We start from the raw sequence: 22,681 nt of genomic DNA, 5'->3' as shown, positions 1-22,681 counted from the left end.
ACCAAGCAGGAGATATCTCATGATCCGCAAGCTCGCTCCCATCGCCGCCGCCGCCGCCCTGTTCGTGGCCGCCCCGGCCATGGCTCAGTCGAAAGGCGATTTCACCCTCGGCGTCGGGTTGCATCAGGTCGCGCCCAAGTCCAACAACGGCCTCCTGGCCGATGGCGCCTACAAGATCCAGGTCAAGAGCGCCCTGCGTCCGACCATCACCGCCGAATACTTCATCGTCGACAACCTCGGCATCGAGCTGATCGCCGCGCTGCCGTTCAAGCACGACATCAACGCCACCACCACCGCCGACAGCATGAACATCGGCAAGATCGGCAGCACCAGCCAATTGCCGCCGACCCTCAGCCTGCAATACCACTTCGGCGCGCCCGAAGCCACCATCAAGCCGTTCATCGGCGCCGGCGTGAACTACACTTGGTTCTACGGTGAAAAGACCAAGGGTGGCCTGGCCGGCACCGAACTGAAGCTCGGCAACTCCTGGGGCCTAGGCCTGCATGCCGGCGTCGACTTCAAGGTCGGTAACGGCGCCATCCGCGTCGACGTGCGCAAGATCGACATCGACAGCAAGGTCAAGCTCAACAAGGCCTCGATCGGTACCGTCAACATCGACCCGCTGGTCTACGGCGCTTCCTACGTCTTCAAGTTCTGATCGAAGACCACGCATCAACGCAACGCCAAGCCATGCCGGTATCCTTACCGGCATGGCTTTTTCATTCCCGCGCCTCGAAGCATGGCGATACGGGCTTTCGCTCGCCCTTTCCCTCATCACCGCCCCCGCCTTCGCCTGGGGCGCGCAAGGGCACCGTCTGGTCGGACAACTGGCCGAAGCCGAATTGATCCCGGCCGCGCGCGCCGAAGCGGCCCGGCTCCTGGCCGGAGAACGCGACCCCACACTGGCCGGCGTCGCCAATTGGGCCGACCAACTCCGCCAACTCGACGCCCCCCGGTTCCGCCGCACCTCGCGCTGGCATTACGTCAACTTTCCCGAAGGGCAATGCGATTACCTCCCCGAGCGCGACTGCCCTGGCGGCAACTGCGTGATTGCCGCCCTCCAGACACAACTCGGCATTCTGGCCGACCGCGGCCAATCACTCGCTGCGCGCCGCGACGCATTGAAATTCGTGGTGCATTTCACCGGCGACATCCACCAACCGCTGCACGCCGGCAACCGTCCCGATGCCGGCGGCAACGGTTTCCAGGTCAGCCTGCGCACCGACATCCCACCAGAAGCCCACGCCCGGAAAAACTACGCCAATGGTGTGATGGGCACCCATCTGCACGCCGTCTGGGACTATTACATACTGGCCGAGCGTCGCCTCTCCACACACGACTACACCCACCTCCTGCGTCACCGCGATGGCTGGCCCCCGCAAGCCACCATTACGGCAACCCCCATCGCCTGGGCCGAAGAATCCTGCCGCTTGATCGATGCCTGGGGTATTTATCCCGGCACCCACAAGATGCAGCGGCATTACCCCGACGCCATGCGCCCCCTCGCCGAACGCCGCATCCAACAAGCCGCCCACCGCCTGGCACAACTGCTCAACAAGGCACTCGCACCCCGCTGAACGCGCCTCGCCCCTATACGAAATCATCCAAGGCCCGGCTTGCCGCCATCGTCCCCCGGACTTACGGAGAAACAGACATTGAATATGACGAAAGCGCCTTCAACGCTGTCAGTAAGAGGTGGGTGGAGAACGCGACGAACTCGCTGCTGGAGGTATCGGGATTGAACATGCGTGGTTGCCAGGGGGGGCCGTCAAACTCTGGAAACGACGAAGGCCCCTGAGTGGAGCCTTCGAACGTATCACGATACCGGTGGAAAAAATCAGCGCGGCACGTTCATCTGCTGTGCCCGCTGCTGTTCGAGCTGTTGCTCGGCCGACTGTTTCGCCATGTGATCGCTCATCGATTGCATGTCCGGCGTCGGGGCTTGCAAGTCCACTCGGGCGCGCTGGGCCGGATCTGGGCTGGTGCTCAGTACCCACACGTCATTGCCATTGACCAACACCTCACGCAGCTTGCTGGGATGGTCAACGCCATTTTCCATGGCCTGCAAGGTGACGTTGGCCGTCACCCTTGGGTCGGTACCTGGGGGGAGTCGTTCTGCGATGTCCCTGTACAGCGTGTGATTTGGATGGTTGACCTCTGTGACGAACGGATAGGCCTTGGCGTGCTCCAAAGCCTTCAGAGTCTGCGGGCCCACGGTGCCGTCCACCGACAGGCCATGGGACTGCTGGAAGATGCGGACTGCGTGCTCGGTGTTTTGGCCTTGGATGCCATCCTGGGCCAGGGGTTTGCCGTCTTTGCCTAAGTAGCCGAGGGCTGCAAGTGCAGCTTGCGTTTCTTTTATCGCTTCCGCTTTGTTGGCAATTCCTGATTGCACACCACGCCCATCCGCTTTCCCTATCCCAGCAGAACTGCCATCTGATGCCTGCCGGGCTTGTGCTTCCTGCACTTGTTGTGACTGGTCAAGCCCCAACGCCTGGCTCTGCAATAAGGGACGCGCCTTGGCCAAGGGGTCCGATGCGTACATCTTGCCCTTGGCACCCGCCAGATAGTCATCGAGCGGCATCATATGCACCCCCTTCTTACCTGTGGACTGGCTTGCCATCAATTCACCCGTCGCCGGGTCCTTGACCACCATCACGATGTGATCGATACCTTTCCAGTGGTCATGCTTGGTTCCACCGGTATCGATACCGATCACCATGCCTTCCTTCAATGCGCCGGGCCCGCGTAACGCATCGCCCTCCAGAAGCACGCCGGAGTTTTCGAATGCCCTCTTGACGATCGTGCCGGAACCAGAAAGCCCGGGATTGAACAAATCCTCACGACCAAACACTTCTCGACCCGCTTTCCGGTTGATTTCCGCCATGGTCTCGTTCTGAAGCGCGCTTACCCAACCAGAACAGTCTATATACCCCTGATCAAGGTGCTTGCCATCCACGCCCGCGCGGTACAACCTATGCCCGGGGACGTTAATCGCATATTGGACGTGATCGTATTGAATGCCCATTTCATAGGCCCTGGAAAGGCTGATCCCCGGCCCTGGCGCAGTTAGCGGCTGTCCGACGGATGCCGCCTCGGACTGTTCACGGGCAGCCGTCAATGGCTCAATGCCTTTTTCTGGAATGCGGATGCGGTCGAACTTGGCATCCCAGTAGGCAACAAAGGTTTCCGCCATCTGCTGGTCGGACATCGCCTTAAAGTCCGCCATACGGACACCGGCCACTCGCTCGATGTCGGACGCCGACACATTGTTCAAGATGTTACTCCGGGTGTCCGCGCGACTGAAATTACCTGTCGCCAGCGCCGCCTGAATAGAGGCATAGCCGCCCGCCCCCTGCTGATGCGCCACGTACATATCCAGTCCATCCGGTTGCGGGTTGCCGGAAAGATAAGGCTGGCCCGTACGGGAATGTCTTGACGTGATTATCCGCTGGTTGTCCAGATAAAGCTGGGCCGCCGCGTCCGTATTGGCAACGGCATCCAACTCCTTGCCACGTATTCCGTACTGCTGAGCAGTGCTTGGAACGAATTGAAAAAGTCCTTTGGCTCCATTTGGACCACGACTGACCAATTCATCGAATTTACCGCCTGTCTCGATATAAGCAAAGCGCAGAAAATCGTCTCGAGGAATCCCCCGTTCCGCCGCTTCACGCTCTATGATATCGAGAACCTCTGTCTTACTGTAGTCACGTACCATGACATTACTCCGGTTGATAAAAGCGGCATTCACCGCCAGGGAGTCAACCGGACGCATCCTGCGTCATCTGTTCTCGGCCAACGATTTGAATATCGGTTATTCGGTTACATATCCATCGGTAGCGGGGTCGAAACGGTAGCGCAGCTTTGAACCTGCTGGAATCTCATTTACGGCACCATCCGTGCCGACCTCTTTCCCTTTTCGGGTTACTTCCACATCAGGAAGTGCAGCGCCACGCGAGATGAAAGACATTCCCCCAGTACTAGCGACGCAAGCAATTACCGTCCCATCGTCGCAAGCATCGGCATTGTCCGTACCAGTGACGACCGTTCCCAAGTAACGCCAAGGTTTGACCTCTTCCACATCCGATTTGACCGGCCTGAAGGAAAACATCGCGTAGCCGGTCGTAACCACACCCGCCTCGAAACGACGCGTGGGTACCGCCAACGCCAAAACATGATCGTCCGTGATATGACTCATCGATTGACGGGTTTTGTCGATCTCGTCGGCCCGCTCATAACCACCAAAGCGACCGACCGAGCGCTGCGCACCCCAGAACGACCAAGGCTTGTCCGTACCCGGCTGGGTCAGCTCGAACGTCGCCTGCGTCAATGTCACCTGGGCGGCCGGATCTGGATACGCTTCTTCAGCGTCGTTTCCGTATTTCTCCGGCGTATCGTAGGCAAGCCCGGTAAAGAACCGCTTTCCTGCCAGCTCGAACTCATGCCCATACCAATACGTGGCGACACTACCGTTCTGTATCGGATACGAAACTGCGCCATCGCCATCAATGCCATAAATCATGTATAAAACAGAATCAGCCGATGGCGGCAGTTCGGACTCGCATCTGGGCGACTTGGCATCCGTCATTTTCGTTCCTTGTGATTTTTCACTTCCAGGTTTTCCGGAAGAATCGCTCCCATTGACCGATTGATCCGCATGGGGATTACAGCCCGACAGGCCAATCCCAATGATGACAATCATTAATTTCCTACCAAGGATCATGAGATTATCTTACTCGGACGGGGAGGCTGCATCCAGCATAGGTCGGCTTACATTGCCCCCCCCCTTTTGCCACACATCTGGACAAAGCATCTTCAGTAGCTTCTTGCTCCGAATCCCCATAACCCACAGTTGCCACCCCTCCCCCCCATGCCGTGGACTGACATCCATTTCTAATACTTGCTACAATTTTACAGGTTGATAAACCGCATCGATTGAGCGCCAACCTTCTAGCGCCCGATAAGTTTTTTTGATCCTCAACAGCCCCTCCTTTTCCACTTGAATAATCAATTGCCACCGCACCAAAACGATTTTCCCATACTTCAGTATATGCCGGCGCAGAACTTCCACTGCCACTTTTATTGATTGCCGCCGCCTCCGCTGGCGAGCCGCAACGCCCCTGCCCAGGAATAGGTACAGCACCTGGAGGGCATGGGCCAGATGGAGAAGACTGAGACAGCCCTGAAATAGGGAGCAAACAGACAAAAGTAATTAACACCCTGTTCTTACTCATCTTGCATTACCCTTCGAATCACCAACTGACTTCATGTTTCCAGTGGAGTTCTGCCCCCCCTCCACTGTTGTAACACGAGCAGAATTTATAACAGGTTGTGTGGAGGAGCCCGTTGACTCTCCTCTTCCATAATCCAAGCGGTTATCCGCCGGCCTATACCCGCCAGCCGGATTACCCGCCGCGTCCCGCGCTTGGCCCGCGCCCACGCCAAACTGCGAGTACATCGTCGCCACCTGGCCCAGCGTGCCCTGGAAGAACATCGCCGCCATCGGCGGGCAGGTGATCAGCAGTATCGTCAGTATCAAGCCCAATCCGCCCTGCTGCATCGCTATCGTGTTCAATCCGTCCGATGCGCCAGTTCCCTGCATCAACAATACGTATTTGCCCAGCATCACCACGCCCACCTTCAACACCAGATTGGTCGCCACGCCCACCATGAACGCCAGCACCGCCAACGAAAACGTCGTCCCTATCCCGTAATACAGCCACTTCGAGAATAGCTGCTTGGTCGATGGAAATATCAAACACAGGATAAACAACGGGCCAAACCCCACGAACAGCCCCAGCGCCACCTTGTACGCCAGCAATATCGCCCCGCCCACCACCGCCGGGCCCGCCGTCCCCACCGCGCTCATCGTCGTTGCCTGCTTCACCTGATCCAGAAGACCATCCCGGCCGCCGCTCGATGCCGCCGCCGCGTTCATCACCGCAAACGTCGCCCCCATCAATGCGAAGTTCTTGTCGATCTTCTCCGCCGGGTCGTTCTCGCCACCCGTCACCACCCCCATCACCGCACGCGGCATGGTCGTGCTCAACAGATCGCTCAGCTCCGTGCTCTTGTACGAGAACGCCATCGCCAACATCGACACCAGGCCAATCCGAAGCGCATTCGTCACCAGCGCCATCATCGGTTCGCGTGAGCGGCCCGTCACGATCAGCCAGCCCTGGAAGATGATCCAGATCGTCACGAGCGTCGTCAGCAGCAGCAATGCCCACTGGATGAACCCGCCCATCATGTTGTTGCGCATCACCCCAATCTGCTCGTCCAGATGCAGAAAGATGATCCGAAAAAGTACCCACTGCCCTACATCACCCATCACACCACCCCATTTTCATTGGCTTCCGTCCTGCTGCCCGCACCGGTCTGCTCCCTTCAAAGTTTCGGGATCACCTTGGTCGGATCGACACCCAGCGAAGCCGCCAGACCGGCCATCGCAATCAGTTCCACCGCCACGTTCGGCTTGCCATCCAACGTCCGCTGGCTCAGCCGTTGCTGCACCCCTTCCAGGTACACCAGACGCGATTCATAGATGTCGTTGTAGGCCGCCCGCTGCTGCTGGTCGATATGGGTCTGTGCGATCAGGCCCAGGATCGCGTTGGTGTTGTCCTGCAACAGGCCCACAGCATTACCATCGATTTTGCCGCGGGCCTGCTGCAACTCCTTCAGCCGTTCGTAGCGCTTGGCCGCCAGTTCGCTCATCATCACGTTGTACTTGAAGCGTGCCTGCTGGGTTTCCACGATTTCCCGGCATACCTGGAATTGCTGGTCGGCGATCGACTGCGCGCCGCCGGTCAGCTTCTCCTTCAACTTATCCTTCAGTTTGTTCTTCAGATCCTCGGAGATGCCTTCGCTGGGCGGCGAGGGCTTTGAGCAGCGCATGTCGATGTTCATATCCACCGCCGAGATCTTCAGGCCCGACGCGGTGCCGACCCCGAGCGGGCTTTTGGGTTTCGGGGCCACGTCGATCTTGATGTTCTTGGACTCGAAGGCCACTTCAGGTGCTTTGTACTGCCCCTGGGCCGAGCCCGCTTCGGCATCGCTCTGGTAGCTGCCCGAGCCGACCTGTTCGATCCGTTCCAGGTGTTTGTTGGCGGTGTCCAATTTGTTGCGCGTGCCCTCGTCCTGCACCTGCCACTCCGCCGAGGCCGACAGGCTCAGCGCCATCGTCATGCCCAGCACCGTGAACAGGCTGTCACGCACCCACCGCCGCCCTTGAATCGGCGCCGCGGTTCCTTGCCGCCGCGCGCCCTGTTGGTTCCGCTCGTTCATCTCCCGCTCCTCCCTTGTCTGTGTCGTCATGCCGCGTCGCTCGCCCGCCGCGCGTAGGCTGGCTGGACATCCCGCAACCGTTGTTTCCCCGAGCCCTTGCGTTCCGCGTAGAACCGTTCCAGCCACTGCTCCGGCCGCAATTGATCGATCGGTACCTCACGCCGCTGCGACTCCTCACGCAACAATGCATGCAGTATCTCGACGTTGTCCGTGCTCGCCGAGATCACCGCCAGCGAGTCGTCCAGGCCCCGTAGGTTCAGTTGGCAGACCGCGGAGGCGTGGCCCTTGCTCGGGCGTTGGATCGCAAATATTCCCAGGCCCTTCTGTTTCCGAATCGTCTTTTGCTTGTTCAACGACGAAGGCCCCTGAGGCGGAGCCTCCGAACATATCACGATACCGGTGGAAAAAATCAGCGCGGCACGTTCATCTGCTGCGCCCGTTGCTGTTCGAGCTGTTGCTCGGCCGATTGCTTCGCCATGTGATCGCTCATCGATTGCATGTCAGGCGTCGGGGCTTGCAAGTCCACTCGGGCGCGCTGGGCCGGGTCGGGGCTGGTGCTCAGTACCCACACGTCATTGCCGTTGACCAACACCTCACGCAGCTTGCTGGGATGGTCAACACCATTTTCCATGGCCTGCAAGGTGACGTTGGCCGTCACCCTCGGGTCGGTACCCGGCGGTAGTCGTTCGGCAATGGCCCTGTACAGCATGTGATTCGGATGGTTGACCTCGGTGACGAACGGATGGGCCTTGGCGTGCTCCAGCGCCTTCAAAGTCTGCGGGCCCACGGTGCCGTCCACTGACAGGCCATGGGACTGCTGGAAGATGCGGACTGCGTGCTCGGTGTTTTGGCCTTGAATACCATCCTGGGCCAGGGGCTTGCCGTCTTTGCCTAAGTAGCCGAGAGTAGCGAGGCTGGCTTGTACCGCGCGGGCATCCATTGCTGTCGGTTCGGCAGACTGCCGCGTACTCTTGCTAGCAGCAGGTGACATTTCGATGGACTGACCCAAGCGACCTTCCTTGATCTGTTCGATACGCTCCGCCGTGATCGCTTTTTCCCAACGCCCGAAGCGTTGCTCCCGGTCGGCAAGACCGTTCAGCCCGCCATTGATTGCACGCGTGGCCACCCGAACGTCTTCACGCGACGCCTCCGGCACCCGGGTTTTCCAATACCACACTGCAATCTTTTCCGCGTTCTCTGGCTGAGCGGCCAAGTCCGGGCTGCCGACAAAATCAATACCCAAGGCTTCACCTGCCTTCCGGTAATTATCCTTGCCTGTCAACTGAATATAGCCACGCCCCCGATACAAATAACCGTCACCGGGCTCATCATTGCCCATGCGACCGCCATACATCAGTTCGGCTAATTTTTCCGGCTTTCCATTCATCGCTTCCAAGCGCGCCGACTCAAGTGCGGAGCGACCTTCCCGAAAGGCCGACTTCACTGGTATTTGATCAACACTACGAGTGTATCGGAAGCTTTCTTCAAGCCTGTTCAACCCACTGGATTCATGCCCAACCTGAGCCATGAAGTTCGCCAGTTCTCTTGGCGAGGTGATGCCATTGGCGACCGCTGTCGCCAACAATCCTTGTTCACGATCTTTGCTCATGTCTAACTCCTGATTGTGATGGCGCTGCCCACACGCCTGATTTGAACGGGCCTTACCACTCCCAACCAATACTCGATCGATTATTCAATGACAGGCTGAACAAGCTTTTCGGGATCAATCGTTTCAAAACGCCGCTCCGGGATTTCAGCACCTGTCAATGTCTTGTTGACTACGCGACCATCCTGCTCGTCCACTGTTTCCATTTCAATCTTTTCGGCAATCCAATCCTGCTTCTGAGTATCGAAGGAAAACAGGTATTCGAACGACCAACGCTCCCGGGAGCCACCTTCCACCACAAGGCGGAAAATACCCGGCGCATCTATTTTCATGTACCCGAAGGGGTCGCCCGAGACACCACCACAGGTATTGCAGGGCACGATTTTGTCATTACTCCGCGCGAGTTCGTATCCTCCAGCAGCATTGGCAACGACGACTAGAAGCTTACGCTTGGCCCCCTGCCCCAGCACCATACTCGTATTGCCCACTTCCTCGACCAGCACCAGGGCATCATCCAACCCATTCTTGTTGAGGTCTCCTTTTTGACTGGAAACCAATTTGTAGCCCTCTGGAACGATGTCTTTGATTTCCATTTTCCCTGAACCTTCCGAGTGGGTGGGGGGAGGGATTACCTCCACATCTTGCGCAGCCAAGGCATTGGCACTTGCAGTCACATTTCCTGCTTTATTGACTTGACTTGCAGATGTAGAGTCCTTGCAGGATGTGAGGAAACTACAGGCCAGCAACATGGTTAGATGTAGAACATAGTTCATTTGCTTACCTCACTCGGACAGGGAGACTACAGCCGCTATATCCAACGCTACATTGCCCCCCTTGTGCCAAACAGTTCTTCATTGCCTCATCAGCAGCATCTCGCTCACTTTCCGCGCGTCCATAACCACTCCCAATGTTACTGGATGCCACAGCTTGACAGCCATTTCGAACCAATGAAACAACCTCACATCGTGCTTGAGTGCAACGAGAAAGTGCAGTCCGCCGCGCTTCGCGTTCACTCCTAGCTCCCTCTATCACGCCACCGAGACCCTTTCCATCTCCCAAAGCGACCGCACCAAATCTGTTCTCCCAAATTTCTGAACGAATAGGAGCGGATGAAATGGAACCTGAAGATGACCTGATAGCTGAAGCCTCCGCCGGAGCACCACAACGCCCCTCCCCAGGAATAGGTACAGAACCAGGTGGGCAAGGGCTAGCTGCCACCTGATTGGAAGCCGCACCAAGAAAAAACAATATCGCCAGAAAATTGATTGAATACGGTTTCTTCATATCATTCTCCCAGTTTCTTTATCTTGTCACCCCCCCTGAATAGTCACTTTGTGAACCAACCCGTGCACTACCAGTAACATTGAATCCTTCGGAAGTTTTTCCATTACTCGTTGGACCACTTATTTCCTTGAAACCATCCGGCGCCCTATACCCCCCACCTCCAACAGGATTACCCGCCGCATCACGGCCCTCTTTACCCGTCACGCCAAACTGCGAGTACATCGTCGATACATTGCCCAGCATGCCCTGGAAGAACATCGCCACCATTGATGGACAAGTGATCAGAGTGCATAGTTAATTTACTTACCTCACTCGCACAGGGAGGCTACAGCCCACATATCTTGACTCGCATTCAAGACCACCCCTCTTGCAAATAGAAAGAGCCTTACTCACTGCAAGAATTTCTGTATTCCCAGAACCAATAACTCGCACACCACCGCCATAAACAACCGCTTGACATGTATTTCTAATACTCGAAACAACTTTGCACCCCCCCCCACCACACTTAGAAATAGCCCCCCTCTCCGCATCACGTTTTGTTTTTTGATTTTCTACAGCACCGCCACCATCCCCACTGGGATCCTCGGCTATTGCACCATACCTATCCTCCCAAATTTCAGTGCGCGCTGGGGCAGATGAAGCAGCACTGGAAGACGATCTTATAGCAGAAGCTTCTGCCGGTGAACCACAGCGCCCTTGTCCAGGAATAGGTACCGCCCCTGGGGGGCAAGCCTTTACTTGGCACGCAAAAAAAAGCGAAATAATCATCAAGCATTTAGAAAAAAAACTTTTATTCACGGCCTCTACCTCTCTGAGCCTGGCTGTAATGATGGACACCATCATCATTCCCTCCCTCAAAGTGAACACACCTGCTACCATCGCGATTTGTTCGTCTCCTCGGCCAGCGAGAGAGCATCACCCAGCCCATTCTTGTGAGGTCTCCTTTCTGGCTGAAACTAGTTTGCACCCCTTTGGAACGATGTCTTTGATTTCCATTTCCCCTGAACCTTCCGAGAGACCATAGACCATCAACATGGCTAAGTTTATTTACCTACCTCACTCGAATAGGAAAGCTACAGTCACTGTATTTAATAATACATTTGGATCCGTCAGATTGGCATTTCAAGAGGGCATTCCTTTTAGCAATATCTTGGCCTCCGCCCGCTCCAAAAGCGACCCCCCCGCCCCCTGCTGCCGCAGCTTGACATGAATTTCTAATACTCGAAACTATTTTACAATTACCAGTCCCACACCGCTGCAAGGCTAATCTCTCGGCCTCTCTTTTTGACTTCTGATCTTCTGCGGTACCCCCGGCTCCAGTATCAAAATCCTGAGCAATTGCCCCATAACGATCTTCCCATATTTCTGAATGAACGGGGGCAGACGGAGCCTTACCAGAGGACGACCTGATAGCCGAAGCCTCCGCTGGAGCACCACAACGTCCTTGCCCAGGAATAGGCACAGACCCAGGAGGACACGGAATCGGGGATGCTTGAGTACTAAAAGCGCTACCCAACAACAGAACTAATAACAATGCACGAGTACTCATTATTATACACTCACAGTTATTTATTCTTAATCTGATCGGAAGTTGATTTATTTTCACCATACCCCAGACCCGAATTATAATTTAGAGTTGCCATACTCTTCACCTCCCCTTTACCTTCCATAGTATTATTTACTTCTTGACCTGCCGGCTTATACCCCCCACCTCCAACAGGATTACCCGCCGCATCACGGCCCTCTTTACCCGTCACGCCAAACTGCGAGTACATCGTCGATACATTGCCCAGCATGCCCTGGAAGAACATCGCCGCCATCGGCGGACAGGTAATCAGCATGATCGTCAATATCAACCCCAGACCACCCTGCTGCAACGACAGGCTGCTGATACCCTCCTGGGCCGTACCCAACGCCGCCGCCGCTTGGTATTTCAAGATGAACACGCCTGCCACCACCGCGATCATCTTCATCGCCACCGCTACCATAAAAGCCAGTACCGCCAACGAAAACATCGTGCCGATCCCATAGTACAGCCACTTGCTGAACAACTGCTTGGTACTGTTGGACAACAAACTCAATATGAACAAAGGACCAAAGCCGATAAACAACGCCAGCGCCACCTTGTACACCAGCAGCAACGCTCCTCCCACCACCGCCGGACCCGCCACGCCCACGCCCGTGAACCACAGCGCCCGCGTCTTCTGCGCCGCGATCCGATCGTTGTCACCGGGGGCCAGAAGGTCAATCAACGCAAACGCCGCCGCCATCTTGTCCAAATTGCCGTCGATCATCGACGAGGCATCCTTGTCCTTGCCAGTCACCAGCTTGGTCACATGACGTGGCACGTCGCTGCTCAACATCGTGTACACCTGATCCTTACCCGCCGTCAGCGCACCCGCAGCGAACACGATCAGCACCACACGCAGAGAGTGTGTCACCAGCGCCATCATCGGTTCGCGTGAGCGGCCCGTCACGATCAGGTAGCCCTGGAACATGATCCACATCGTCACCACCAGCATGATGATGCCCATCACCCAACTGCCCATGCTGAACAGCAGATTGTCCTGGAAAGTCGCAATCTCCTTGTCCAGGAAATCAAAAATCAGCTTGAAGAATGCCCACTGCGCGACACTGTCCATCGTTACATCCTCTTCCTCACCACTGCTTAATTATTCCGCACTCGCTTGGTCTGCACGGCCCCAAGGGCTTCTTTCAATGCCACCCCGGCGGTTACTTCAACCGCTCCATCCACCACCCAGTCACGCAATGACTTATTTCCTTTAGCGTCACCGTTCAGCGCACGATCCGCAAGCTTCACTTCCGCCGCCTTCAAGTACTGGATACGGGCGGCATAGGCATCCATGTAGCTCTTGTTTTGCAGATGATCGATCTGTAGCTGGGTCTGCAACGCCAGCATCTTGTTGGTATTGGCCTGCAATTTGCCGTAGTCCTCGTAGCCTTTCAGGCCACTGCGTTCCTCTTCCAGCTTGGCCAGATCCTCGTGCCGCTTCTTGGCCCGCTCGTACATTTCCAGTGAGTATTGATACTGTGCCAGTTCGGTGCTCACCAGTTCCTGGCATATCTTGTACTGGCTCTGGTGAGTCTTGCCGCCTTTGTCGCCTGGGTCCTGACAGCGCGAATCGGACTTGAATCCACTGGCTGTGATCTGGCCCTTGTCGAGGTTGGTGATCGCCTCGTTGTCGTACCCCTTCATTTTGAGCTCACCGGGGTCTTTCATGATCTCGTTCTTGCCGCTCTCGCTTTCCACTTTGTGGCTGTCGCGGATTTCCGTTAATCGACTGCGAGCTTCTTTGTCCCGCACCTGCCACTCCGCCGAGGCCGACAGGCTCAGCGCCATCGTCATGCCCAGCACCGTGAACAGGCTGTCGCGCACCCACCGCCGCCCTTGAATCGGCGCCGCGGTTCCTTGCCGCCGCGCGCCCTGTTGGTTCCGCTCGTTCATCTCCCGCTCCTCCCTTGTCTGTGTCGTCATGCCGCGTCGCTCGCCCGCCGCGCGTAGGCTGGCTGGACATCCCGCAACCGTTGTTTCCCCGAGCCCTTGCGTTCCGCGTAGAACCGTTCCAGCCACTGCTCCGGCCGCAATTGATCGATCGGTACCTCACACCGCTGCGACTCCTCACGCAACAATGCATGCAGTATCTCGACGTTGTCCGTGCTCGCCGAGATCACCGCCAGCGAGTCGTCCAGGCCCCGTAGGTTCAGTTGGCAGACCGCGGAGGCGTGGCCTTGTTTCACCAGAAAGCAGCGCGAGCGTTCGTCGAGTTCCTTCACCACGTTGAACTCCGAGTCGCTCAGCTTCAGACCTTCCACGTAGTCTTCCCGGCTCGCGTTCGGGTTGGGCAGCAGGATCAGCGTCGCGGTCTGTTCGATCAGCGCCGCCGAAATGTCGCTCTGTAGCGCGTCCTCGGGGCTCTGGGTCGCAAAGATCCCCAACCCGTTCTGTTTCCGGATCGTCTTCTGCTTGTTCTTGGCGAACTCCTTCAGCCCGCCCTTGCCTTCCAGAATCTTCCAGAACTCGTCCATCACGTAGATCAGCGGGCGGCCGTCGATCAGCGATTCCAGGCGGTGCAGCAGATAGTTGATCACCGGCACGCGCACTTCGGGGTGTTCGATGATGTCGGTGTAGTCAAAACCGATGATCGGCGCCTTGTGCAGATCGATCGTGTCCTCGGGGTTGTCGAACACCCAGCCCAGCGAGTTGCCTTGCGTCCATTTGCGAAGACGCGCGTACAGGCCGTCGTCGCCCATGTTGGGCAGGTTCTTCTGAAAGTTCGACAGGCTGCGCAGGCGCACCGGCATGTCCAGCATCGATTCCACCGCCCGGTGGATGTCGTCTTCTTCGCGCGCGGTGTACACGGGTTTGCCCGCCAGCACTTTCACCAGTTCCGACAGAAACTGCACGTTGCTTTCGCTGTGTTCGCACTGGAACGGGTTGAAGCCCGTCGGCTGGCCGCTTTCCAGCGCCAGGTAGTTGCCGCCGCAGGCGCGCACGAAAATCTCCGCGCCGCGATCCTTGTCGAAGAAGAAGATCGTCGGCACCGGGTCGAACTTCTGCACCTGGCTCAACAGGAAGTTGATCAGCGCGGTCTTGCCGGTGCCCGATTTGCCGATCACCATCGTGTTGCCGATGGCTTTCTCGCCCAGCGAGTTCTCGCCCGCCAGGGTGGCGTGGAAGTTGAAGTAGTACGGTTGGCCGTTGGTCGTCTGTAGCGTGGTGACGCATTCGCCCCACGGGTTGTTGTCCCGCTTGCCGCCGGCGAAGTTGTGCAGCGGCGAGAGGCCCAGGAAGTTCAGCGAGCTTACGTTCGCCAGGCGGGTGCGGTATTTCCAGTTGCCCGGAAACTGCGAGAAGAACGACGCGGCCACCGCCATGTTCTCCTTTGACGACACGAACCCGGCGTTGGCCAGTTCCGCCCGCGCCGCCGCCACTTGCTGGCCCAGTTGTTCCTGGCTCTCGGCGTACAGCGCCAGGATGAAGTGGTATTCCCCCAGCACGAAGTTGCCCGAGGCCAGTTGATCCATCGCCACGTCCAGTTCGGCGATTTGGCTGACGGCTTTGTCGCCCGAGGAGATCATCATCCCCTTCGTGCGTTCCAGCGCCTTCAGCGCTTCGTGGCGGCCTTTCGGGCTGAACGAGTGGGTGATGACGTACTCGAAATCCAGGTATTTCAGGCCGTTGAGAATCCCCGGATAGGTGCCTTCCGGGTATTCCTTGACGTTCAGGATCGCCCCGAAGTGGTTCTTCCCTGCCGGGGTGTTGACGATGTAATCGCCGGTCTTGGTCGAGAACATCTGCCGGCTCACCGGCAGGTAGTCCTTGACGGGCGCGTCGAGCACCGGCACTGGTTCGTCGATGCGGTTGAGCAGGTAGCCGTAGAGTTCCAGCACTTCCGAGAACACGATCCCGTTCGAGGCTTCGTACATCCCCAGGCGGTAGGGGGCGTATTCCTTCAGTACCGCCTCCACGTTGGCGGCGAGTTCCTGGATGCGGCTGATCGCTTCCTTCTGCTCGGCCTCCAGCCGGCCCAGGTCGCCGGTCTTCTCCCGCAGGTGACGGCTATCCGGCATGGGCCGGTAGAGCAGGGTAAGGTACAGCTCGTTCTGCATGAGTTTCTTCGAGGACAGCGCTTCGAAGTACTCGTCCGACATCCGCTGGTTGAAGGCTTGGCGGAAGCGACCGCCGCCCCCGATGCGGCGGCGGCGGCGGACGTCGTGCACCCAGAACGCCACGTTCACGAAATCCGGCGCGCGCAGTGTTTGCAGCAGCCGGTTGAACGTCGAATGCTTGTGTTCCAGCTCCCATTCCTCGCGCCCGACGAATGGCAGCCCCGCCATTTGCCAGGCCACGAGAAAATCCCCTCCGGTCGTCTTCACCACCGTCGGCGAGACGTGGGTGGAGAACGGGATGAACTCGCTGCTGGAGGTATCGGGATTGAACATGCGTGGTTGCCAGGGGGCCCGTCAAGATGTGAAACGATCAGTCCTTCCGCGCGGGCTTGTCGCGGTAGGGGTTGGGGTTGAGGACGAGCAGGCCGTCGTGCTCGCGAAGATTGCGTGCACGCAGACGGAATATCATCCATAACCCCAGGAGGCGGAATATCAGTTCGTCACGCTTGGCCATCATCCGCATGACGAAGATGACGACCGGCACGAAGACCAGGAAAAGCAGGTTGCCGCTGTACATGGCGAACAGCAGTACGCTCCCGGCCCCCATGAAGAAGGGTACGTAAGGCACCCCGAGAAACATCGGGGGCCGGGTGCAGCCTCGGAAGAGGATGTGTTTACGCATTCCGTACCGGGCTTTCGACCACGATGTAGCTGGTGGTCGTGCAGTTCTTCTTGAAGTCGTCGCCCGCGCCGATCACCATCGCGGCAAGCTGGCCGGCCGCGCCGATGAGCAGGCCGCCGATCAGGATCGGGGCGACATCGGAAATGCGTTTGTGGGCGAAGGCGATCTGGTAGCCGGCGAAGATGATGGCGATGGTCACGATCACGATCGAAGCCACCTTGAGGATGCTGTGGACATTGCCCATCACGCCGCAGATCTTGTTGGTGGCGTCGCCAAGGTTGCTACCGCCACCATCAGGGGAGGCCTGTGCCATGGCCATCGCCGGCAGGAGCAGTACGAGCGCGAACAGGAGAAGGCCGGCCATCCGCTTCCAGTGGGCATGTTGAGGCTTGAGGTTTTTCACTTTCATATCGAAGTTTCCTTGTGTTTCAGGGGCAGGGTTAAAACACGAATGCCGAATCCCCGTTATTCGACATTCGCGGGATCTTTTGTGGGGGCGGTGTTGCCGGGGTTGGAACCGCCACGGCGGGGGCCCGCGCCGTTTCCCCGGCCGTTGCCTGGGCGATGGCCGGCGGCGCGGCGGGGGCGGGTTCGGGCGTGGCGGCATCGAAGCTCGCCCTGCGCCGCATCAGCGCGGCGGCCGTGCTGGCGGCGGGTAGCGAGCGCCGGTTCGGCGCCGATAGGGTTCTCGATGCGGAGACGCGCGCCGCGCCGCCATTGCGCGTGATTACCGGAATCGCCAACGAAGGCGTTTCGGGGCCACGCATGGCCAGCATCGACGCCTCGACCTTCTGAACATAGCCGTGGCGGTAGCCGGTGGTGAAATTGCCGGAGTAGTAGCAACTGAAAGCCTTGCCCCAATGGCCGCCCGAACGGCCATGGCATTCGCGCAGAATGCGCGCGCCGGCACTGAGGTTGGGACAGACCTGGAAGGCGGCTTCGTAGCTGGCCAATCCGTATTTGTTCAGGTTGTAGCGGTTGACCTGGGCCAACCCGAGGGAGAAGTTGAAGCCACGCGATTCCAGCATCTCGGCGGTCGCCACCGCCTCGGCCAGGTTGCCGGGCTGGCGCACCAAGCGGCCCCCCACCACCCCAATGGCGTAGGGGTTGTAGGAGGACTCGACTTTGACGACGTGGTGCATCACCGAAGCGGGTACTTCGATCTGGCACCCCATCAGTTCCATTCCGGGCAACATCGCCATCTCCTTACGAGGCAGGCATCCTGCCCTGTGCATCGATTATTCATGATGAGCTTGTCAAGTCAAATACGGGATCCATTCATTGTCCAGCATGCCTACGGTCACTCGAAGCTGCGGTCGGGCGTGAAATCGATGCCGGTGATGTAGCGCCGGCCACCATGGGCCTTGATATGAACCACGATGTCGATGGTCAGCATCAACAGCCGCTTGATGGTGGAGAACTCCAGGCCCGCGCCTTCTGGCGAAGCCTTGACCATCAGCGCCATCTGGTCCCAGGTCTGGTCGGTGGTGCCGGCATGGCAGCTGGTGATCGATCCCGGGTGCCCGGAGGCGCAGTTGCGGATGAAGTAGAAAGCCTCGTCGCCGCGCAACTCGGCCAGGATGATGCGGTCTGGCTTCATGCGCAGGCAGGCTTCCATGCAGCTCTTCGCGGTGATGTTGCTGCTGCTCTGGCCGCCCTTGGAATACAGCAGGTGGACGGCGTTCTGGTGCGGGATGAACAGTTCGCGTGCATCCTCGATGGTGACGAGCCGCTCGTCCAGGGAGACGTGATCGACCAACGACTTCATGAAGGTGGTCTTGCCGCTGCCGGTGGCGCCGGAGACCACGATGTTCTTGCGATAGGCCACCGCGTGGCGAAAGAACGCGCCGTAATCGCGCTGACTGCGCAGCGCCAGCAGATGCTTGTCGTGTTCGCTCAACCCGCCCGCGCCTTCGAGAATTTCGGCGAAGAAGCCGTCTTCCTCGTACTGCTGCAACGTGCGGTTGTGCCGGGCCGGCAGACGGATGGTGATCGAGACCTTGCCCGGGTCGCAGGCCGGCGGGATCACGAACTGCGCACGCTGCCCGGTGGGGAAGGTCAGCGAGACCATCGGGTCGGCATCGGTGATGCGCTGCCCGGTATTGCTCTCGTTGACCACCGCGGTACAGAACTGGCGCGCGCGCTCGAAAGTAAGCGAGGGCACTTCCACCTTCCGCCAGCCGGCCCGGGTTTCCAGGTACAGCTCGCCGGGGCGGTTGATGCAAATCTCGGTAACGTCCTCGGAATTCAGGTATCCGAGAATGCCGAGGATTTCATATTGGTAGTCGAGGAATTCGTTGGAAATCCTCGCCACTGGCGATAGATCGTCGTCCATGGCAACCTTTCTCCCGGCTCAGCGTCCGCTCAGCGCGCCGGTGAAATCCACGTCCTGCGAGACGTAGACATTCAACATGCTGCCCTGGTTGACGGTAATGGTGGGCCGACGCAGCGCGCTTTCCTGCACCGCCTGCTGGGCAAGATTCTGCACGGTGCGCGCGGTATTGCTCTGGTAGGGCTGCTCGATGACCGCGCCGGCGCCCGGCAGGTAGACTGAACTGCGGGGGCCATGCTTCTCGCCCGCATACTTGAACACGTCGCTGATCAGGCTCACCAGCACCGCCGTGGTGATCCGGTTGGCCCAGTGGGCGGTGTACTGCCCAGGCACGCCGACGCCGCCCAGGTTGTCCATGCTCGGGCTGGACATGGTGACATCGAGACCGTTGGGGGTGATCGCGCGGTCCCAGATCACCGCCACGCGGTTACGGGCCTGCCCCTCGGCATTGCCGCCCCCGCCGTAGCTACCCAGCAATTTGGTACCGACCGGCAACAGCAAGCGGCGACCGTTGATGGAGTAGATCGGCTCGGACACGATGCAGGAAGCCGGGCCGGCCAAGTCGGTGACGAGGCGGGTTTCCAGTACGCAGCGGATATAGGTGCCGCGCACCAGCAGCGTGTCCGGGTTGTTCAGCCGCTTGGCGCGGGCCTTCGGCTTGGAGATTTCAGCAACGGCAGTTTCACCGTCGGGGCGCCCCGGAACGCCGCCGCCCTCCATCCCCTCGGATGGCGGCAATTCGCCATTGGTCATGCGCCGTTCCATAAGCGTCGGGCCGACCGGCCCTTCCTGCCTGCCTGGCCCCGGAGAATTCGGCTCATTCGGAGGCAGCACGGGCAAGGGCGGAGGGGGGTTCCGCACGACCTCGACCGGCTGCGCGGGCGTGGCCGGGCGCTGCTCCGGCATATCCGGCGTCTCGATGACCGGCGCCGGCGCCGCGGCCTGGGCCGGTTGCCGCTCACGATTGCTCAGTGAGTTCATGAACCAGAACGCCATCGCCAGCAATATCAGCACGATGCCCGCCAGGAAGAACAGCGCCTTGCGGTTCAACTGACGTACTTCGTTGACGGTCAGCGTGGGCGCGGCTTCGTCGAGGTTGGGTTGTTGCGCCCCCTGCTCGCCCCGCATGTAGGGATTCTGCGCATCCTGCGATGCTTCCTGCCGGTTTTCCTGATCGGATTTCTGCTCGTTTGCGGAGTACTCGGGCGGATAGTTGCTGCTCATTGGTGGCTCCCTCGCCGCAGACCGATGACGTTGTTCCCCTGCCTGATCAGCAGATAAGGATGGATGCCATGCACGATGATGGTGTTGTCCTCAACCGTGGTGTTGAGCAGGAACTCCTCGCTGCGCTTGCTTTCCCGGCCATACACCGCCGGGAAATTGCCGGTCGGGATGCCGCGCATGTCATTCATCTTGATGTAGGTGAAACGACCATCGTCGTACACGCTCACCGGCACCAGCCAGGAGGCCTTGCTGCGCGTGGAATAGTCGTAATTGAAGTTGTACAGGCGCGACGGGTCCAGCGCGGTACTGGCTTCGGCCGGCTTCGGCGCTTCCTTGACCACGGCGAACGACGCGTCCGCCGGGTAGTTGAACACCACCTTGTACTGCACGCCGGCCTGCTTGGCCTGCTCCAGCGCCCGCCAGTCAGTGGCGACCACTTTCAGTTCGAAAATGTATGCGTTGGTTTCGGTGCGCACCATCATGTTGGTGTCGACGTCGACGTTTTTCGGCCGCAGGTAGAACACGTTGTCACGCCGGCTCACGTCCCAGCCGCTGCTGAAGCCCAGGCTGTAATCGAGCACGTTTTCGTTGGGGCTGAGTTCGATGGCCGTGGTGATGCCGAGGCCAGTGCGGATCGGGTAGATCCTGCCCGGTTCGTACCGGTATTCCTGGATGGCCTGCGCTTGCGCCTGCGCATGGTCGGCATGAAAGAAGGATGCCGCGATGCACATGCCCAGCATCAGGCTTCTTGGGATGGCGGGCTTCATCGCTGCTCCTGTTGCGATTCCAATTGAGAGGGGGCGGGGGGTCGAGCCGGCGCCGCCGCATCTTCTTGCGCGGCAACCGCGGCATCGGCGGCCGCCGATGCGGACGGCTGCTGCTGCGGATAGGCGGCTTCGTTGACAGGGAATTCGCCCAGCGAGGTGGAGAAGTCCTGATCCACGCGGTACTTGGTGACGTGGAAGCGCAGCGGATTGACCACACTGTCCTTCTCGTTCAACCCGATTTCCGGCCTGTAGGTGAACTCCATCGTGGCGATCTTGTTGTCCAGCGGACGAATGGCACCGGTCGCCACGTCGTACAACTGGCGCTGGAAGCGCACCACCGCGCCCGGCGGCGGGCGGCCAGGCTGCGCATCCGCCAGCACGATGCTGAGTATCTTGGTGCGCACCGCCGCCTGCCCGCCATATTTGTTGTAGAGGCTGTTTGGATTGCCCCGGCTGCGCTCGGCCATGTAGCCGTTACGAACTTTCTCGGACGACATGGTGTACATCACGCGGTTGTCGCGGTCGGAAATCCAGCCGCCGGGTTCGTAGGATTCCCGCGCGATCACGTATTGCGAGACATTGCTCTGATTGACCGCCTTGCTGGCCGTCATCCGGTCGAAGGCGCCACTTTCGTTCAGACGGGCCATGCTGGCGGTGCCAGTGGTGGCATCGGCCATGATGAGATACGGCTCGCGCTTCTCCATGTGCGGAATCACATAGAACAGGCCGCCGCCCAGCGCGAAAGACATCAGCAGCGAGGCCCCGGCCACGCGCCAGGCGCGTTTCTCGCTGCGCCGCGCCATATCGGCGACGGTCAGCTCGAAATCCACGGCCTTTCTGGTTTTCTGATCGATCTTTTCCGAAGGAGATTTCCGTTTCAGCTTCATGACAATCCGTGAATTTCAGGTGGGTGGCCTGGGCGAATGCCTACCGGCCCGTTCGGATCAGGGCGTTTCCACCGGCTCGGCGGCTGGACGCGGCCGCACCACGAAGGCCGAGCCTTCAAGTGCGACCTGCAACCCTTGTGCGGCGTAAATCCGGTCCAGGGCTTCCGCCGCCTGGGCCGCCGACGTGGTGCGGATTTCCGCGACCGGCAGGTGCAACGTGTAATCGCTGCCCGACTGATAGGAAAGGGTCATGCCGGTGTTCTCCGCCCAGCGCGCCAGGAGCCCTTTCAGCGTGGCATCCAGCGGGGTGGCGTAGTAGGTATAGGCGGCATGCAGGGGGATGGCCTGCGTCTGGCTGGCGAAGCGGTTGACCGGCTGCCACTTGCCATTGAATTCGGGCGCTGGCGTGGTACCACAGGCCGCCAAGGACAATGCGACCATGACGGGTACGAATACAATCCTGTACTGAGGCATGCGTATGCTCATTTCGACTACTGATCCATTCAGGCATTTTTACCACAGATGAACGACGGGAGGTCAAGTCGGTACCGCCCTGCCCCAGGGCCAGAGGTGCGGGCCATGCTCCGGCCCCATCGGAAAAAAGTACGCACCACCGCGCAAAATGACCGTGTTTTCAGGGTGATACGACGATCAGGCGACGTGGGAACCGGCCTTGTACGAGACACCCAGCAACCACGCCGGCAGCACATGCAATGTTCGTTCCACCCATCGCCTGGGTCGCAATTGCGTGAACCGATGCCGCCCTCCGACACTTCGACGCAACCTGCCGCCATCACTTTCGGCTTCAATGCACGCTCATCCCCTGCGCCCGCTGCTGCTGGGCCTGTTGCATCTGTTGTTGCAGGGCGTGCGCTTCCAACTGCTGCTGGCTTTCTTGCTGGCTGGGCGGCGCCTCGCGCAGGCTGATGTCCGCGCGCATCCCCGGCACGTCGCCCAGCACGTGTACTTCGTCCTTCGTCACCA

At 59.1% G+C, this 22,681-nt stretch carries 23 protein-coding genes and 1 pseudogene; 2 read left to right on the top strand and 22 right to left on the bottom strand.

The window, feature by feature from the left end:
• Window positions 1-19 precede the first annotated feature (19 nt).
• Both EBB59_RS08630 and EBB59_RS08625 read left to right on the top strand, forming a co-directional pair.
• Window positions 20-658 (top strand): OmpW/AlkL family protein, encoded by a 639-nt coding sequence (locus EBB59_RS08630; protein ID WP_122101755.1) that lies wholly within the window; start codon window positions 20-22, stop codon window positions 656-658.
• 52 nt (window positions 659-710) lie between these two features.
• Entirely contained in the window at window positions 711-1,577 is an 867-nt protein-coding gene (locus EBB59_RS08625) for a S1/P1 nuclease (RefSeq protein ID WP_122101754.1), read from the top strand.
• 260 nt (window positions 1,578-1,837) lie between these two features.
• Here EBB59_RS08625 and EBB59_RS08620 read toward each other — a convergent pair whose 3' ends face one another.
• The 22 genes and pseudogenes from EBB59_RS08620 to EBB59_RS08515 all read right to left on the bottom strand — a co-directional run bounded on the left by EBB59_RS08620 (window position 1,838) and on the right by EBB59_RS08515 (window position 22,138).
• Complete coding sequence (locus tag EBB59_RS08620; protein ID WP_245979195.1) at window positions 1,838-3,775, bottom strand: peptidoglycan-binding protein; 1,938 nt, start codon at window positions 3,773-3,775, stop codon at window positions 1,838-1,840.
• 39 nt (window positions 3,776-3,814) lie between these two features.
• Window positions 3,815-4,702, bottom strand: coding sequence for a hypothetical protein (locus EBB59_RS08615; RefSeq protein ID WP_147455542.1), 888 nt, complete (start codon window positions 4,700-4,702; stop codon window positions 3,815-3,817).
• Between the two features lie 25 nt (window positions 4,703-4,727).
• Entirely contained in the window at window positions 4,728-5,234 is a 507-nt protein-coding gene (locus tag EBB59_RS14575) for a DUF4189 domain-containing protein (protein WP_122101752.1), read from the bottom strand.
• Window positions 5,231-6,331 (bottom strand): TrbL/VirB6 family protein, encoded by a 1,101-nt coding sequence (locus tag EBB59_RS08605; RefSeq protein ID WP_122101751.1) that lies wholly within the window; start codon window positions 6,329-6,331, stop codon window positions 5,231-5,233. Before EBB59_RS08605 ends, EBB59_RS14575 begins: the two co-directional genes overlap by 4 nt.
• A 56-nt stretch (window positions 6,332-6,387) precedes the next feature.
• On the bottom strand, window positions 6,388-7,284 hold the full coding sequence (locus tag EBB59_RS08600) for a hypothetical protein (protein ID WP_122101750.1): 897 nt from the start codon (window positions 7,282-7,284) through the stop codon (window positions 6,388-6,390).
• A 26-nt stretch (window positions 7,285-7,310) separates the two neighbouring features.
• A pseudogene (locus tag EBB59_RS08595) lies at window positions 7,311-7,634 on the bottom strand (hypothetical protein); the annotation flags it as partial.
• A 59-nt stretch (window positions 7,635-7,693) separates the two neighbouring features.
• Complete coding sequence (locus EBB59_RS08590) at window positions 7,694-8,893, bottom strand: peptidoglycan-binding protein (protein WP_122101748.1); 1,200 nt, start codon at window positions 8,891-8,893, stop codon at window positions 7,694-7,696.
• An 80-nt stretch (window positions 8,894-8,973) separates the two neighbouring features.
• Window positions 8,974-9,663, bottom strand: coding sequence for a hypothetical protein (locus EBB59_RS08585; protein ID WP_147455541.1), 690 nt, complete (start codon window positions 9,661-9,663; stop codon window positions 8,974-8,976).
• Between the two features lie 4 nt (window positions 9,664-9,667).
• Window positions 9,668-10,174, bottom strand: a complete 507-nt coding sequence (locus EBB59_RS14570; protein ID WP_122101746.1) for a DUF4189 domain-containing protein — start codon at window positions 10,172-10,174, stop codon at window positions 9,668-9,670.
• Window positions 10,175-10,477: 303 nt separating this feature from the next.
• On the bottom strand, window positions 10,478-10,942 hold the full coding sequence (locus EBB59_RS14565) for a DUF4189 domain-containing protein (protein WP_425451818.1): 465 nt from the start codon (window positions 10,940-10,942) through the stop codon (window positions 10,478-10,480).
• Between the two features lie 283 nt (window positions 10,943-11,225).
• On the bottom strand, window positions 11,226-11,723 hold the full coding sequence (locus EBB59_RS14560) for a DUF4189 domain-containing protein (RefSeq protein ID WP_158601754.1): 498 nt from the start codon (window positions 11,721-11,723) through the stop codon (window positions 11,226-11,228).
• A 16-nt stretch (window positions 11,724-11,739) separates the two neighbouring features.
• On the bottom strand, window positions 11,740-12,816 hold the full coding sequence (locus EBB59_RS08565; RefSeq protein WP_122101743.1) for a TrbL/VirB6 family protein: 1,077 nt from the start codon (window positions 12,814-12,816) through the stop codon (window positions 11,740-11,742).
• A gap of 26 nt (window positions 12,817-12,842) precedes the next feature.
• On the bottom strand, window positions 12,843-13,640 hold the full coding sequence (locus EBB59_RS08560; protein ID WP_122101742.1) for a hypothetical protein: 798 nt from the start codon (window positions 13,638-13,640) through the stop codon (window positions 12,843-12,845).
• A gap of 26 nt (window positions 13,641-13,666) precedes the next feature.
• Window positions 13,667-16,138 carry a VirB4 family type IV secretion/conjugal transfer ATPase gene (locus EBB59_RS08555; RefSeq protein ID WP_122101741.1) on the bottom strand — a complete coding sequence of 824 codons (2,472 nt, stop codon included), beginning with the start codon at window positions 16,136-16,138 and terminating at the stop codon, window positions 13,667-13,669.
• Window positions 16,139-16,175: 37 nt separating this feature from the next.
• On the bottom strand, window positions 16,176-16,487 hold the full coding sequence (locus tag EBB59_RS08550) for a VirB3 family type IV secretion system protein (RefSeq protein WP_122101740.1): 312 nt from the start codon (window positions 16,485-16,487) through the stop codon (window positions 16,176-16,178).
• A complete protein-coding gene (locus EBB59_RS08545) occupies window positions 16,480-16,896 on the bottom strand; it encodes a TrbC/VirB2 family protein (RefSeq protein WP_122101739.1) in 417 nt (138 codons plus the stop codon). The genes EBB59_RS08550 and EBB59_RS08545 overlap by 8 nt, the downstream gene beginning before the upstream one ends.
• Before the next feature lie 31 nt (window positions 16,897-16,927).
• On the bottom strand, window positions 16,928-17,671 hold the full coding sequence (locus EBB59_RS08540) for a lytic transglycosylase domain-containing protein (protein ID WP_211327721.1): 744 nt from the start codon (window positions 17,669-17,671) through the stop codon (window positions 16,928-16,930).
• 116 nt (window positions 17,672-17,787) lie between these two features.
• Window positions 17,788-18,822 carry a P-type DNA transfer ATPase VirB11 gene (gene virB11 / locus EBB59_RS08535; RefSeq protein ID WP_122101738.1) on the bottom strand — a complete coding sequence of 345 codons (1,035 nt, stop codon included), beginning with the start codon at window positions 18,820-18,822 and terminating at the stop codon, window positions 17,788-17,790.
• An 18-nt stretch (window positions 18,823-18,840) separates the two neighbouring features.
• A complete protein-coding gene (locus tag EBB59_RS08530; protein ID WP_245979193.1) occupies window positions 18,841-20,043 on the bottom strand; it encodes a TraB/TrbI/VirB10 family type IV secretion system protein in 1,203 nt (400 codons plus the stop codon).
• The gene (locus EBB59_RS08525; protein ID WP_122101815.1) at window positions 20,040-20,783 is read right to left on the bottom strand and encodes a TrbG/VirB9 family P-type conjugative transfer protein; all 744 of its coding nucleotides are present in this window, start codon (window positions 20,781-20,783) and stop codon (window positions 20,040-20,042) included. The genes EBB59_RS08530 and EBB59_RS08525 overlap by 4 nt, the downstream gene beginning before the upstream one ends.
• A 23-nt stretch (window positions 20,784-20,806) precedes the next feature.
• Window positions 20,807-21,697 (bottom strand): VirB8 family type IV secretion system protein, encoded by an 891-nt coding sequence (locus tag EBB59_RS08520; protein ID WP_122101737.1) that lies wholly within the window; start codon window positions 21,695-21,697, stop codon window positions 20,807-20,809.
• 57 nt (window positions 21,698-21,754) lie between these two features.
• Window positions 21,755-22,138, bottom strand: a complete 384-nt coding sequence (locus EBB59_RS08515; protein ID WP_122101736.1) for a hypothetical protein — start codon at window positions 22,136-22,138, stop codon at window positions 21,755-21,757.
• Window positions 22,139-22,681 lie beyond the last annotated feature (543 nt).

The organism is Solilutibacter pythonis, assembly GCF_003697345.1.
GTDB lineage: Bacteria > Pseudomonadota > Gammaproteobacteria > Xanthomonadales > Xanthomonadaceae > Solilutibacter > Solilutibacter pythonis.
Note: the sequence above shows the minus strand (reverse complement) of the source record. Positions and strands in the feature narration are given on the sequence as shown.